The sequence below is a fragment of the Pseudovibrio sp. W74 genome, assembly GCF_001623085.1.
Classification (GTDB): domain Bacteria; phylum Pseudomonadota; class Alphaproteobacteria; order Rhizobiales; family Stappiaceae; genus Pseudovibrio.
The window spans coordinates 123,367-137,575 of the sequence record NZ_LMCJ01000006.1 but is presented as its reverse complement, the minus strand read 5'-3'; the positions used below and the strand labels follow the sequence as shown (position 1 = coordinate 137,575).

Genomic DNA, 14,209 nt, shown 5'->3' with positions numbered 1-14,209 from the left:
TTCATTTAAGACCTATTCGCTCCACACGCCTTCGCGGCGCAGGATGTTCTCGGCAGCGGACTGTTCTGCAATGCGCTTTGAGCTTCCGACGGCTTCGCCGGGACCAACGCCTTCCACATTCACGCGGATCTTGAAGATCGGGGCATGGTCTGGGCCGCTGCGAGAGACTGTTTCGTATAACGGAGTAGGGCGTCCTTTGGACTGTGCCCATTCCTGAAGAGTTGTTTTGGCATCTCGCAATGGACCTGTATAAGATACCATTCTTACAGCAAAATAGCGTTTGATGAAGCTCTCGGCTTCGTCAAATCCGCTATCAAGGTAAATTGCTGCAATCAGGCTCTCGCACATGTCTGCAAGAATTGCTGTTTTAGATCGTCCACCAGTATGTGCTTCAGCTTCGCCGACGCGCATATGCTGGCCAATGTCGATGACCTTGGAAACTTCAGCGCATGTCTCGCGCTTTACAAGTTGGTTCAGGCGCCGAGCAAGTTCCCCTTCATCTGCTTTAGGGAAATTTTCTTCCAGCATCGTCGCAATTGCAAGGCCGAGCACTCGATCGCCCAAAAACTCAAGGCGCTGGTAGCTCTGCAGGGAAGCCTTTGCAACCGGAAGGGCACTGGCATGCGTCAAAGCACGAACAAGGAGCTCCTTGTTCGTGAACTTGTAGCCGATGCGCTCTTCCAGAGCTGCGTCTGATACCGGTCTTTTTCTTCTGCTCATAATTCCGGCTAATTCCTTCAAAGACTGCTTTGCAGGCTTTCTGAAGCAGTTTGTGTCACTAACTGTATCACTCAAACTGCTTCAAGTGTGGTTGGGCGTAGTTTTTTCCGTAAACCGGAGGCCGTTGCAGGCGCTACGCTTTAGAGTACGTCGCCAAGGCGATCCCAGCGAACTGTCCAAGGCCATTTCCAGAACATCCATGCAGGCTGGTCATCTTCAATAGAGAAGAAGATGATTTCAGCGCGTCCGATAAAGTTCTCGAACGGGACGTAGCCCACTTCGGAAAGAACGCGGCTGTCCTGCGAATTATCCCGGTTGTCGCCCATCATGAAATAGCGATCTGCTGGTACGTGATAGACGGGTGTGTTGTCCAGAGAGCCATTGGTCGTGATGTCAAGGGTCTGGTAGCTTATGCCATTTGGCAGTGTTTCGATATAACGCGGGATCTTGTGAATGTTCCCATAAGCGTCTTTTTCGATGTAATCGTCAATGCGCTTGCGCTCAACAGCATTGCCATTGATGTGCAAAATGCCATTGATCATCTGAACTTCATCGCCAGGCAAGCCAACCACACGCTTAATATAATCGGTGGAGTTGTCTTTTGGCAGTTTGAAAACGGCAATGTCGCCGCGCTCTGGAGGGGAACTCCAGACACGTCCGTCAAATGGTGCCAGTCCAAATGGGAAGGAGTACTTTGAGTAGCCATAGCTGTACTTAGAGACAAACAGGTAGTCGCCAATCAGCAAAGTATCTTTCATGGAGCCCGAAGGAATAAAAAATGGCTGAAAAAGAAATGTTCTAACAACCAGAGCGAGTAGCAGAGCTTGAGCGATGACCTTAATGGTCTCATATACGCCGCCTTCCTGCTCCTTTTCTTTGGATTGGCTCATGTTCATCCTTCGTGGTAAGAGAATACTCGCTTGGCCCGATGCCCATCACTTAATTAGTGCGAGTCAGTCTCCTGACAATAATATTCACATAGGTGGATCTCTTAGCGGTTCAAGGCCACTTCTGCAATCCAGTTCATTTACGTTTTCACGGCTCTAGACCCGGCCAGTCCTCTGGCCATGCCGAAATAACGACAAATGCCTGTGCCAGCGGGTAATCATCCGTAATTGTAAGGTCAATTCGTGGCACAAAGCCTTTTGGCACAAGTTTATCCAGTCTTTCTTTCGCGCCGCCGGACAGTTGCAGGGTCGGTTTGCCGCTCGGCAGGTTTACGACGCCCATCTCTTTCCAGGCAACGCCCATGGAAAGACCTGTGCCCAAGGCCTTGGAACAGGCTTCTTTGGCGGCAAAACGCTTCGCATAGGTTGCAGCCTTGTTGGCGCGACTTTCTGCTTTTGCCCGCTCAACATCTGTGAAGACGCGTTTTGTGAAGCGATCCGGAAAACGGGAGAGTGTTTTCTCTATTCTTCGAATGTCGCTCAGATCACTGCCAATGCCAATAATCATCTCTGCCTCGTTGTGTGACGGATATATTGGCGCGTGAGCGCGAAACTCACAAGCCTTCTGAATAAGTTGTTGTGGTGCAAATCTTTTCAAGGAAACAACTCGTGTTTCCTGCTGGTCCGCTTAGTGTTGGAGTGCCGGTCCGGCGATCCCGTTTATTTTTCCTGAGCAACATTTTTGCTTTTTTTTGCCAGCTTTCTTTTTAAGCGAAAACGATGTGCTCTGGCTTTCTGGTAAGTGGAAACCGAGCCCAGAACAATAAAATAGAAAAAGACACCAGCGGCCAGACCGAGCGGGATTGAGCCAATCAACATTGGTTTTAAGATTGGCCAGATTGAATCCAACGATTGAGACAGCATGGAATGATCCAGCTTACCACCTAAATCCGGAAGGGGCTTGTCTTCCAGATCCATAATATAGAGACCGACCTTGTAGGTGCTGGCCCAGATAAACGGGAAGGTGAGTGGATTGCCTACGGCTGTGCCTAATGCCGCGGCAAGCATGTTGCCGCGCAGAATATAGGCCAAGACAAAGCTGAGAATAAAATGAAAACCGAGGAATGGCGTAAAAGAAGCAGCGGCGCCTGCGGCAAAGCCTGCTGCAATCTTTCTTGGGCTGGCTGAAAGGCGGAGAACCCGTTTTGTTAAGTACCTGAAAGAGCGAGACCAACTGTGACGCGGCCAAACAGCCACGCGGATACGTTCTATTCTTGTTGGTTTATCCCGCCGTTTAAAAATCATTTCGGTTCAAGTACTTTGCTTATTTTCAATCGCGCCAGTTAAACGGCTCGATTGGGGTTGTTTCTATAGCCGGTATCTCAGCGAGTTCTTTTGGTACATTCTCGGCTGCATACACCGGTCGTTTTAAAGGAGCAAGAGATATTAGCGGTACTCCTAAGTCCGTATCGTCAAGACTCCTGTCGATAAAACAACCAATACCTACGGTGTTAATGCTCAGTGACTGCAGCGCTTCAATTGTGGAAAGGCATAGGTGACCTGTTCCTACAACATCCTGAACTATAAATACATTTGACTTTGGAGGGATGGTTGCCGGTCCGGTGGTGAGGTAGCCGCCTTCGCGGCGAAGCCAGAGGGCACTCTTCTGCATGATTCTTGCAGTTTGCAGTGCGACGATCAGGCCACCTAAGCTGGGGGCAACGAAATGGGAGAAGTTGAGGAGTTGGTGAGCGGCAATTTTTTTCACCAGTTCGGAGGCAAGGGTTTCGACCTTATCGGGATATTCCAGCAGCTTTTGTCGTTGCAGATAAGCTGAGCCGTGCCAGCCTGAAGGAAGGATGAAGTGACCTTCCTTCAGGGCTTTTGTTTCTCTGAAAACGTCCAGGACTGCATTGGGCCCCATGGGTTTTCCTCTTGTTTTCAGCAGCTAGCCGTTCACCCTTTGCGCTTCGGAAACGTTGGGTTTGGCACGCAGCTGGTTCAGGATCAGATTCAGGTGCTTCAAATCCCATACCTCAAGATCAATTAGCATCTCGTGAAAATCGGAGGCTTTGCGGATCATTTTGATATTATCAATGTTACCGCGGTGATCACCGATGACCTTGGTGATTGCTGCCAGTGAGCCGGGCTCGTTGACCGCGAACACGCTGATCTGCGCCGGGAAACGCTCCGGTGCATTGGGGTCGATGTCCCAGCGCACATCGAGCCAACGCTCAGGTTGATCGTCGAATTCCTTCAGGTCCGGTGACTGGATCGGGTAGATGGTGATGCCAACGCCCGGTGTCAGGATGCCGACAATGCGGTCTCCTGGTACTGCGCCGCCACTTGGGGCAAAGCGCACAGGGAGCGAGCCGGAGACGCTGGTACGGATGGGCAGAGAGCCGTTTTTGGAACTCTCCTGAGATCCTTCCGGAATCTTGAACTTAACCGAACTGCCTTTGTCCAGATCGAACCAGCCCTCTGAGGCTGAGCCTGCTGCGGGTGGTGCACTTGGGTTGCGGTCAGCTGTTTGTGCTGGTGCGTAGTCTGGATATGCAACTTCCAGAATAGCGCTTGCTTGTACATCTCCGCGACCCACAGCGACGAGCAAGTCGAGGGTGGTTTCCATGGTGAACTTCTTGATGTGTGCTTCAAGAGCTGCTTCGTCGAAGTCTTTGCCTGCATGGGAGAAGGCGCGTTCAAGGATGTGTTTGCCAAGTCCGCCATATTGCTGGCGTGCGGAAGCTTTGGTTGCCTTGCGAATTGCAGAGCGTGCCTTGCCTGTGACAGCAATGTTTTCCCAGGCTGGAGGAGGGGTCTGCGCCTGTGAGCGGACGACGTCAACTTCATCGCCGTTGGTCAGTTCAGTGACCAGCGAGGAGATGCGTCCGTTGATTTTACAGCCCACGCAGGTGTTGCCGATATCCGTGTGAACGGCGTAGGCAAAATCGATTGGGGTTGCGCCGCGTGGCAGTGCGATCAAGCGGCCTTTTGGTGTGAAGCAGAAGACCTGATCGTGGAAGAGTTCAAGCTTGGTGTGCTCGAGAAATTCTTCCGGGGATTCCCCTTGCGCTAGCAGGTCAATAGTGCCGCGCAGCCAGCCATAGGCGCGGGATTCTGCCGTCATGGACTGAATGTTGCGGCCACCGGTGACGCCGTCTTTGTAGAGAGCGTGTGCTGCGATACCGTTCTCAGCGATGCGGTGCATGGCTTGGGTGCGGATCTGTAGCTCTACACGCTGACGTTTCGGCCCAACAACGGTTGTGTGTATGGAGCGATAGTCGTTCTGCTTTGGCGTCGAGATGTAATCTTTGAAGCGGCCCGGTACGCATGGCCATGCCGTATGGATCACACCCAGTACACGGTAGCAATCTTCTGGTGTTGGTACGATTGCGCGAAAGCCGTAGATATCGGAGAGCTGTTCGAAGCCGAGAGACTTTTCTTCCATCTTACGAAAGATGGAGTAGGCGCGCTTTTCGCGTCCACTGATCTTGGCTGTGATGCCTTGTTCGGCGAGGCGCTGCGTCAAGTCCTCTTCAATGTCCGTGATCAGGCTTTCGTTCTTGCCGTGCAGAGTTGCCAGGCGTTCACGAATGGTATCGCGGGCATCGGGATAGAGTGTCTCGAAAGAGATGTCTTCCAGCTCATCGCGAATGTCCTGCATACCCATGCGGCCAGCAAGGGGCGCATAGATTTCCATGGTCTCTTCAGCGATGCGGTGGCGTTTGTCTTCGCGCATGTGGTGAAGTGTGCGCATGTTGTGCAGGCGATCAGCCAGCTTCACAAGGAGGACGCGGACATCATCAGCAATCGCAAGCAGGAGTTTGCGGAAGTTCTCGGCCTGTTTTGCTTTTCTGGATACCAGATCCAGGCGTTGGATCTTTGTAAGCCCCTCTACGAGCTTGCCGATCTCTTCGCCAAACATGCGGTCAATCTCGGCACGCGTGGCATCAGTGTCCTCAATGGTGTCGTGAAGAAGAGCGACAGCGATGGTGGCGTCGTCAAGCTTCAGATCCGTGAGGATTGCAGCAACTTCAAGAGGGTGGGAAATATAAGGATCCCCAGAGGCGCGGGTCTGGGTACCATGCTTTTGCATGGCATAAACATATGCCTTGTTGAGCAGTGCTTCATCCGCATTGGGATTATAGCTGGTTACTTTCTCAACAAGTTCGTATTGACGCATCATTTTCGGGCGGCCGCTTCACTTTAAAAATAAGCTAGGGCCGGACCTGAAAATGCGAGGCGCCGGCCCGGCCGACGCCGACATCTTGCAGAGGGCGATTAGTAGTCGTCGGAACGTTCCGGCGGTACCAAGCCTTCAAGCCCCTTAAGCAGGTCTTCTTCAGTAATACTGTCAAATTCTACTTCTGAATCATCAACGGCATTAATCTGAAGCTGCTGTGGGTCACTTGGAACCATTGGAGCTGTTTCAGCTTCTGGTTCATCAACTTCAACGAACTTCTGTAGCGAGTGAATGAGATCTTCTTTAAGATCTTCAGGGCTCACAGTTTCTTCAGCAATCTCGCGAAGTGCGCAGACCGGATTTTTATCATTGTCGCGGTCGATTGTCAGTGGAGAACCACTTGAAATCATCCGGGCGCGATGGCTGGCAAGTAGAACCAGCTCGAACCGGTTTTCAACCTTGTCGACGCAATCTTCGACGGTCACACGTGCCATTCGATCACTCCATAATATCTGGGAATTCAGAGGCCACTCATAGAATGCTTCTTGTTGCAAGGCAAGAGCCGTTTCTGCATTTTTTGTGTAACTCCTTTACATCTTATTATGTGGGGAGCGTTTTTCCATCTTTCTGCTGCTTAAGATTAGGCCATAGAAAAATTGGGGCTTTAGGTCTATCGCGCATGATTTTAGTTTAAATACTATTGTGAAGAGATGTTTTAGTGTGCAGTGCTGCGTCGGATTAGTTTTTTATTACAGCTTCTTCTGGGGGAATGAATTTTCAAATCTGCAACTCCTGAATGCTATTCAAGATGTGAATTGTACACTGGAATTGGAATAGATGAAAAAAAATAACATAAGAGATTAACCCATTTGGGGACCTAGATTTTCTTGGGATGCACTAGATCCGAAAAAACAAGGAAACCTTGTTTCTATTGGAACCTTTAGTATCTATATCCGGTGGTTTGTTTCTAAGCTAACTTGGATCTATAATATAAACTGGGAATATTTAGTGGGTTCCTGTTAATTTATGCAAGATGACATCTGTAAATTTCATTCATCTTGTTTTAGTTTCTGGCCGGTGAATCGAACCGCATTGGTCCAATATTAACTAGGCCAATGCAATATATATGCTGAGGGGCAAGGTTTTATGTTTGTCCGTAACGAATGCGTATTCGATTTAACGTAGAGTGCAACCGGGTCAATTAGAATGGCATACATTCTAGGCATGTCACGACAGCAAACAGGCATGCCCAGAAAGTGATTGCTTATAACAAGTTACTGACTTACGCGTCTGTGCAGCGGAAAGGCTAAAAATAATATGTTTGATCCCCGCGAAAAGATTGCTTTATTCATTGATGGAGCGAACCTTTATTCGACAGCGAAAGCTATTGGCTTCGATATCGATTACAAGCGTCTCTTGAAAGAATTTCAATCAAAGGGCTACCTGCTACGCGCTTACTATTACACAGCGTTGGTGGAAGAGCAGGAGTATTCCTCCATTCGACCTCTGATCGATTGGCTGGACTACAATGGCTACAAAGTTGTTACCAAACCTGTAAAGGAATTCGTGGATTCTGCAGGACGTCGCAAAATTAAGGGCAATATGGACATCGAGCTGGCTGTAGACGCCATGCAGCTTATTGACCATGTTGACCATATTGTACTGTTCTCTGGTGATGGTGACTTCCGTTCTCTGGTTGAGGCGCTTCAGCGTCGTGGCCGTAAAGTTTCTGTTGTTTCTACACTTCAGACGCAACCTCCAATGATTGCTGATGACCTGCGCCGTCAGGCTGATCACTTCATTGAATTGTCTACGCTGATGCAGCGTGTTGGACGTGACCCAAGTGAACGTCCACCTCGTGTTGAAGAAGAGGATGATGAGATCGGAGATGACGACTACTAAGGTTCGTCACGGTATCGAAAGTTTGCAGAAGCCGGGGAGAGAGTGTGCACTCTGTTCCCGGCTTGTTGCGTATAGAGAGGAGTTGCGCGCGCTTCATCCTGACTGGCACAATGCGCCGGTGCTGGATTTTGGTCCAGTTGATGCCTCTCTTATTGTTGTTGGGTTGGCGCCTGGGCACAAAGGGGGGAACCGTACGGGTATTCCATTCTTTGGTGATTTTTCAGGTGAGATGCTGAATGGTGCGCTGACGGCGAGTGGTTTTGCTGCTTACAGGAATGAGGCGGAGCCTGAGCTCGGGATCGAGCCGATTGATGTGCGCATTACCAATGTGGTGAAGTGTATGCCGCCGAAGAATGCGCCGAAGCCTGCTGAGATCCGGAGGTGTCGTGAATTCTTTCTGGATTCTCTGTTGGTTAGTGATGCGACGAGGGCTGTTGTGGCTGTTGGGCGGACCGCGCATGAAGAGTTGCTCAAGGCTTTTGAGCTTAAGCTTCGTGACTATCCTTTTGCGCATGCTTGTGAAATTCAGCTTACGCCTTCTCTCAGAATGTTTTCCAGCTTCCATTGTTCGCAGTACAACGTAAACACGCGGCGCATTACGGCTGAGGAGTTTACGTCTGTGTTCCTGCGCGTTCAGAGCTATCTGAAATCTCTTCAGATTTGAGAGGGGGATATCATTTCTGCTTTTCCCAGCCTTGTGCACCAAGGTGCTCTTGTGGCTTGAAGCGTTCTTTGTAAGTCATTTTTGGAGACCCCTGAACCCAATATCCCAAGTATACGTAGGGCAGGCCAAGGTGCTGCGCGCGGGCGATGTGTTCCAGGATCATGTAGGTCCCGAGGCTTCGCGTGGTCTCGTTGTGGTCGAAGAACGAGTAGACCATGGACAGGCCATCGCAAAGGCGATCTGTTAGCGCAACGCCAATCAGGGGTCCTTCGCCTTCACCGGATATGAAGGAGTTCGGGCCTCTGCGTCGGTATTCAATGAGGGCTGTCTCTACATGTGTATCTTCCACCATCATGGAATAGTCGGTGGGGGACATCTCTGTCATGCCGCCGTTGGTGTGGCGGGCACTTAAGTATTCATGGAACAGATCGTACTGCTCTGTTGATGGCCCAGGCGGGAGTTCTGTGCCAATCAGATCCTGATTGTCTTTCCAAACACGCTTCAAAGACTTCGTCCATTGAAACTCTTGCGCGCAGACGCGGATTGAAACGCAGGCGCGGCAGTCTTCGCAGGCTGGACGATAGGCGATGTTTTGCGAGCGGCGGAAACCGCCTTGTGTGAGGACGTCATTGAGCGCAGGGGCATTGGGCCCGACAAGATGCGTGAAGACTTTGCGTTCTTTACGATCTGGCAGGTAGGGGCAATCCGTAGGGGCAGTCAGATAAAACTGCGGGTTATCATAGGCTTGCCGTGTCACCTAGGGCGTCCCTTTCTCTTATTTATCCTCTTTTCGCCTTACAGATTATAATAGTAAGGAGCGACAATTGAGAAGGTCAACCATATGATTATGGCGAGAGGTGTGCCGGCGAAGAGAAAATCTGAGAAACGGTAGTGACCCGGACCCATTACGATGAGGTTTGTCTGATAGCCGATTGGTGTTGCAAATGAACAGTTTGCTGCAAAAATCAGGCAGACGATGAAGGGTTCTACGGGCACGCCTGTCCTGTGTGCCATCTCGATTGCGATGGGCGTGAAGAGCACCGCTGTAGCGTTGTTGCTTAGTAAGTTGGTTAAAACCGCAACAACGGCAAAGAGAAGTGAGAGGACAAATGCTGGAGATCTGCCGTCGGCAATGTTGAGCAATGTCTGGGCGATGGCGTTATCGCCGCCCGTCGCTTCCAGAGCGAGGGAGGCGGCAATGGAGGCGCCGATCAACATGAAGATCCGGCTGTCGATTGTGCGCAGTGTCTGGCGGATGTTGAGGCAACCGCACATGATCATGGCGAGGGTTGCTGCGATTGATGCCACCATAATTGGCACAACACCAGACACTGCTAAGGTGATCATGGCGACGAAGATTGCCAATGCGCGACGGGCATATTGTCGTTGTGGCAGCTCGGTTGCTGACCAGTCCATGAGCAGAACATCGCGGTTTCCGCGCAGGCGGTTGATCTCTTCCCGGTTACCAGCAATCAGCAAAACATCCCCGGATTCCATACGGATATCGGTCATTGGCATGCGTGGCATGCGGCTGCGACGCTGCAATCCGGTGACAACACAGCCGGTGTCGGCGTGGAAACTTGTCATGGAGAGCGTGCGGCCAATCAGGCGGGAGCCGGGGGCAATAACTGCTTCTGCAAGAGTGAGCGTACCAGACGGAGAAGCGTGTTCTGCTTCGCTGGTTGGGCTCTCGTTTGCATCAGCTGGAAGGAGAGGGTGGCGTTGGCTGATGGCGCGGGTGAGGGTGTCGCGGGTTGCGGCAACGATAACGGTATCGCCGGGCTGCAGCTGAACGTCTTCAAAGGGGGGCAGGAGCGGGCGTTCTCCGCGCTGGATCAGGCGAACCGTCATTTCCTTAAGCGCTGGGAACATGCCTGCAACAGCCTTTTCTCCCACCAGAGGATGGCCGTAAACGATTGGAATCTGTGCGATAAACTGGCGTCCATCCTTGCCGGTGAACTCCTCTGCCATGGTTTGGCGAGGTTTGAGCAGACGCGGCAAAATCACCAAAACATAAACTGCACCGACGGCTGCGAGAATGGAGCCGAATGCGGTGAAGGTGAAGAAGTTGATACGGACTTCACCAGTTGCGTTGGCGACATTGGCTACGAGCAAGTTGGTGGAGGAGCCGATCATCGTTGTCATGCCGCCCAGGATCGTAATGAACGAGAGAGGCATAAGAAAACGAGAGGAGGAGGTGTTATGCGCGGCGGCGACGGTGGTCAGAATTGGCAGTGTGATGACAACAACGGGTGTGTTGTTCAAAAATGCGCTGACAATGCCGACAGTAATCAGCAAAGGGCCGGTTGCCAGCCAGCGGCGCTGTTTTGAGATGCGCAGGATCACCTGAGCGGGTTTGTCGAGGGCATCCGTCTGGAAGAGGCCTTGGCCGACAATCAGCAAACAGATCACCGTGATCAGGGCCTGATTGGAAAAGCCGGAGAGAAAATCCTCCGGCCTGATTGGCGTTCCATTCAATGTTTGGGGAAAAGCCATGAACAGCAGCATGAGGGCTACAATGGAGCCCAGTGCTACGATCTCGATCGCAACGCGTTCCAGCGCATACAGGACGATCGTGAATCCGATGATCACAAAGGTCAGGATCATCGGTATGTTCAGGTTCTCCATGCGCGTCCCCGCTCGTGCTACACTTTCACACGTTATTAGAGGGTCCTGGCAGGTTCGTCACTGCACGTTGCATCATTGGTTTGTTATCGATGCAGACTATCCACCGGGGAATTCATAATAACGGCACCAAGCACGATATCATGGAGCAGGCGCTTTTGGTCACTAAACAATGAGACTATGAGGACAAAAGGGCTGAGTATTGTTACTGAGAAATAAAAGAGCAGGACGTGGATTGCTGCATAGAGCGGATATGGACGTCCGCCGTTGCTCAGGCGCATTTCCAAGCCGAATGCACGCATACCCGGTGTTGCGGAGTTAAACCCACCCAGTGAAAATGCAGTGTAGGCCAAGGCAACAAGTGGCCAGATTGCTGGGAATAACAGCCATGCAAGACCGAGTGTCAGGATGCCGAGAAAGCCGACGACAAAGTAAGCGATGGTAGAGAGAACGGTGATCGCGATAATATCGATGACGCACGCAAAGATCCGTTTTTTCCGCACGCCGTCAAACAGCTGAGGATTAAGATAGGGATCATAATAGATGTTCGGGTGCGCGCTCACTTCTTGGCTCATTTCTGCCTCTGTCAGGTTCAACTGTGCCGGGGCATTCCCCAGCGTCTCTCAGTAGAATTGGGTGTGCTATTTTCAAGTTTCAAGCGGGGGTAGCAAACTATTTTTGTAGAATCTGGCAATGAGAGGATAATTTTGCGCCGCTCATAATGCGAGCATCTGCACGAACACGGTGTTCGGCGCAGATGCTGATCTCAATTGCAGTTTGCGAGTGGGGATAACCCTAGAATCGCATCTCGCCAGAAGACAGATGGGAGACGTGAATATCTCCTTCTTCCAGCGCAGCAACTATTTCTTTTGCGTGCTGATTGTCACGGGTCTCAATCGCCACGTCCAGTGTTGCGCCTTTTACGGAGACGTCAAGGAAGAGGCGATGGTGAGAGACTTCCAAAATGTTGCCACCCAACTGACCGATCGTTGTCGAGATTTCGCCAAGGATGCCCGGACGATCCGGGATGTTGCAGCGGATGTGTATGATGTTGCCAAGGCGGACCAGCTGGCGCAGTGCGATGGATGCCAGCAGGCGGGGATTGATGTTGCCTCCGCAGAGGACAAGTCCAACCTTTTTGCCTTTAAAACGTTCTGGATGGGCGCAGATGGCGGCAAGGCCAGCAGCGCCAGCTCCTTCAGCCACCGTTTTCAGGCGGGTGAGGAAGATGTTGATGGCTTCCTCTATCTGGCTTTCGCTGACGAGCAGAATATCGTCGACATATTGCTTGACCAGCTGCTGGGTATAAGTGCCAGGCACTTTGACCGCGATACCCTCTGCCAGAGAGTTGCCACCGCATTCCATTGGCTGGTTGCGCAGGGCAGCATACATGGACGGGTAGAGCTCACTTTCAACACCGATGATCTCGATATCCGGCTTGATCGCTTTGGCTGCGACTGCGATGCCGGAGATCATGCCGCCACCGCCGATTGGTACGATCAGCGTGTCCAGATCTGGCTGGGCCTTCAGCATTTCGAGGGCGATTGTGCCTTGTCCTGCGATGACTTCCAGATCATCAAACGGGTGCACCCAGATGTAGCCGTGTTTTTCTGACAGGCGGTCAGCTTCATTCTTGGCATCATCGACCGTTTCGCCGGCAAGAACGACTTTGGCGCCAAAGGCTTTGGTTGCCTCCACCTTTACGTAGGGCGTGCCGTTGGGCATGACGATGAGTGCAGGGATGCCAAGGCGTTGTGCATGAAGAGCCACAGCTTGTGCGTGGTTGCCGGCGGACATGGCAATCACGCCGCGGCTCTTTTCTTCTTCTGTCAGGTGCAGCAGCTTGTTCAGGGCGCCGCGCTCTTTGAAGGCGTTGGTGGCCTGCATGTTCTCGTATTTGACGAAAACAGTGGCGCCAGTGATGGCATCCAGTTGAGCGGCGGGCAGGAGCGGTGTTGATATCACCGCGCCCTTGATGTTGTTTGCAGCCTCTTCAATCTTTGAAAGGGTGAGAAGAGGTGAGGCCACCTTTGGCATGTTTTGTTCTCGCAGGTGTCTTGTTTTACGGGCTTTATTTGCCGTTTAGCTTTTTCGCAAGTTCAGGTGCAAAGTAGGTTAAGACACCATCTGCACCGGCACGCTTAAACGCCATCAGGCTTTCCAGCATGGCTTTGTCTTTGTCCATCCAGCCGTTTTGCGCTGCTGCGCAGATCATGGCGTATTCGCCGGAGACCTGATAGGCGTAGGTTGGTGCAAGGAAGGCGTCTTTGATGCGGCGGAGAATATCAAGGTAAGGCATTCCCGGCTTCACCATGATCATGTCTGCACCTTCATCCAGATCCAGCTCAGCTTCTTTCAGCGCTTCGTCTGTGTTGGCCGGGTCCATCTGATAGGTGCGTTTGTCGCCCTTCAGGTTTGAGTTGGAGCCAACAGCGTCGCGGAACGGGCCGTAGAATGCGGAGGCATACTTTGCGGAGTAGGCCATGATCTGCAGGTTTTCGAAGTTATTATTGTCCAGCGCATAGCGGATTGCACCGATACGGCCATCCATCATGTCAGAAGGTGCAATGATATCAGAGCCAGCTTCGGCCTGAATAAGAGCCTGACGGCACAGCTGATCTACGGTCTCATCATTGATGATCTTGTCACCTGCCATCAGGCCATCGTGGCCGTGAGAGGTGTAAGGGTCCAGCGCAACGTCTGTCATCAGGCCAACAGGGAAACCTTCTGCTTTGATGGCTTGCAGCGCGCGGCAGGTCAGGTTGCTGTCGTTCAGTGCTTCTGTGCCCATTTCATCGCGCAAATCAGGGTCGGTGTTTGGAAACAGTGCCATAACCGGAATGCCAAGTTCTGCAGCCTGCTCAGCGGCGCGCACTGCCATATCGACAGAATAGCGCTCAACGCCTGGCATGGACGTGACTGGTTCGGTTTTCTTCTCGCCATCAATCAGGAAGATTGGCCAGATCAGGTCGTCCGTGGTGATTGTGTTTTCGCGGATCAAACGACGGGACCAATCGCTGTGACGATTGCGACGCATTCGGCGGCCGTTCAAAATCTGGTTCATGTCTACGGAAGAATGCGATTCATTGGCAAACGGCATGGTAACTCACCTGAATGACTTGTTGTGTGGCGTCTTTAGCTCTGAGAGCGTCGGTTTACTCAAAACTACTAGGGCATTTGATGTCAGATAGCACGGGGAGTTTGCTTGATGAAACTCAAATTCTTTTT

At 51.7% G+C, this 14,209-nt stretch carries 14 protein-coding genes; 2 read left to right on the top strand and 12 right to left on the bottom strand.

The window, feature by feature from the left end; genetic code table 11:
• Positions 1 to 12: 12 nt before the first annotated feature.
• The 7 genes from rnc to rpoZ form a co-directional block, all read right to left on the bottom strand.
• Positions 13 to 720: a ribonuclease III gene (rnc, locus tag PsW74_RS05575; protein ID WP_057464278.1), complete on the bottom strand. Its 708-nt coding sequence runs from the start codon at positions 718 to 720 to the stop codon at positions 13 to 15.
• A 140-nt stretch (positions 721 to 860) separates the two neighbouring features.
• Entirely contained in the window at positions 861 to 1,616 is a 756-nt protein-coding gene (lepB, locus tag PsW74_RS05570; RefSeq protein WP_057464279.1) for a signal peptidase I, read from the bottom strand.
• Between the two features lie 139 nt (positions 1,617 to 1,755).
• On the bottom strand, positions 1,756 to 2,175 hold the full coding sequence (gene acpS, locus PsW74_RS05565; RefSeq protein ID WP_057464280.1) for a holo-ACP synthase: 420 nt from the start codon (positions 2,173 to 2,175) through the stop codon (positions 1,756 to 1,758).
• A gap of 152 nt (positions 2,176 to 2,327) precedes the next feature.
• A complete protein-coding gene (locus PsW74_RS05560; protein ID WP_057464281.1) occupies positions 2,328 to 2,912 on the bottom strand; it encodes a DUF2062 domain-containing protein in 585 nt (194 codons plus the stop codon).
• A 25-nt stretch (positions 2,913 to 2,937) separates the two neighbouring features.
• Complete coding sequence (locus PsW74_RS05555) at positions 2,938 to 3,531, bottom strand: hypothetical protein (RefSeq protein WP_057464282.1); 594 nt, start codon at positions 3,529 to 3,531, stop codon at positions 2,938 to 2,940.
• A 24-nt stretch (positions 3,532 to 3,555) separates the two neighbouring features.
• Positions 3,556 to 5,793 (bottom strand): bifunctional (p)ppGpp synthetase/guanosine-3',5'-bis(diphosphate) 3'-pyrophosphohydrolase, encoded by a 2,238-nt coding sequence (locus PsW74_RS05550; RefSeq protein ID WP_063289213.1) that lies wholly within the window; start codon positions 5,791 to 5,793, stop codon positions 3,556 to 3,558.
• A gap of 95 nt (positions 5,794 to 5,888) precedes the next feature.
• Entirely contained in the window at positions 5,889 to 6,284 is a 396-nt protein-coding gene (gene rpoZ / locus PsW74_RS05545) for a DNA-directed RNA polymerase subunit omega (protein ID WP_057464283.1), read from the bottom strand.
• A gap of 823 nt (positions 6,285 to 7,107) precedes the next feature.
• Here rpoZ and PsW74_RS05540 point away from each other — a divergent pair.
• Positions 7,108 to 7,692: an NYN domain-containing protein gene (locus tag PsW74_RS05540; protein ID WP_057464284.1), complete on the top strand. Its 585-nt coding sequence runs from the start codon at positions 7,108 to 7,110 to the stop codon at positions 7,690 to 7,692.
• Positions 7,679 to 8,356 carry a uracil-DNA glycosylase gene (locus tag PsW74_RS05535; RefSeq protein WP_208987855.1) on the top strand — a complete coding sequence of 226 codons (678 nt, stop codon included), beginning with the start codon at positions 7,679 to 7,681 and terminating at the stop codon, positions 8,354 to 8,356. Before PsW74_RS05540 ends, PsW74_RS05535 begins: the two co-directional genes overlap by 14 nt.
• A gap of 10 nt (positions 8,357 to 8,366) precedes the next feature.
• Here PsW74_RS05535 and PsW74_RS05530 read toward each other — a convergent pair whose 3' ends face one another.
• From PsW74_RS05530 to hemB, 5 genes are all read right to left on the bottom strand, one after another.
• On the bottom strand, positions 8,367 to 9,113 hold the full coding sequence (locus PsW74_RS05530; protein WP_063289211.1) for an arginyltransferase: 747 nt from the start codon (positions 9,111 to 9,113) through the stop codon (positions 8,367 to 8,369).
• A 38-nt stretch (positions 9,114 to 9,151) separates the two neighbouring features.
• Entirely contained in the window at positions 9,152 to 10,984 is a 1,833-nt protein-coding gene (locus PsW74_RS05525; protein WP_063289210.1) for an SLC13 family permease, read from the bottom strand.
• Positions 10,985 to 11,067: 83 nt separating this feature from the next.
• The gene (locus PsW74_RS05520; protein WP_208981025.1) at positions 11,068 to 11,556 is read right to left on the bottom strand and encodes an RDD family protein; all 489 of its coding nucleotides are present in this window, start codon (positions 11,554 to 11,556) and stop codon (positions 11,068 to 11,070) included.
• A gap of 220 nt (positions 11,557 to 11,776) precedes the next feature.
• Positions 11,777 to 13,018 carry a threonine ammonia-lyase gene (locus PsW74_RS05515; RefSeq protein ID WP_063289208.1) on the bottom strand — a complete coding sequence of 414 codons (1,242 nt, stop codon included), beginning with the start codon at positions 13,016 to 13,018 and terminating at the stop codon, positions 11,777 to 11,779.
• 34 nt (positions 13,019 to 13,052) lie between these two features.
• The gene (gene hemB, locus PsW74_RS05510) at positions 13,053 to 14,081 is read right to left on the bottom strand and encodes a porphobilinogen synthase (protein ID WP_057464288.1); all 1,029 of its coding nucleotides are present in this window, start codon (positions 14,079 to 14,081) and stop codon (positions 13,053 to 13,055) included.
• Between the last annotated feature and the right edge of the window lie 128 nt (positions 14,082 to 14,209).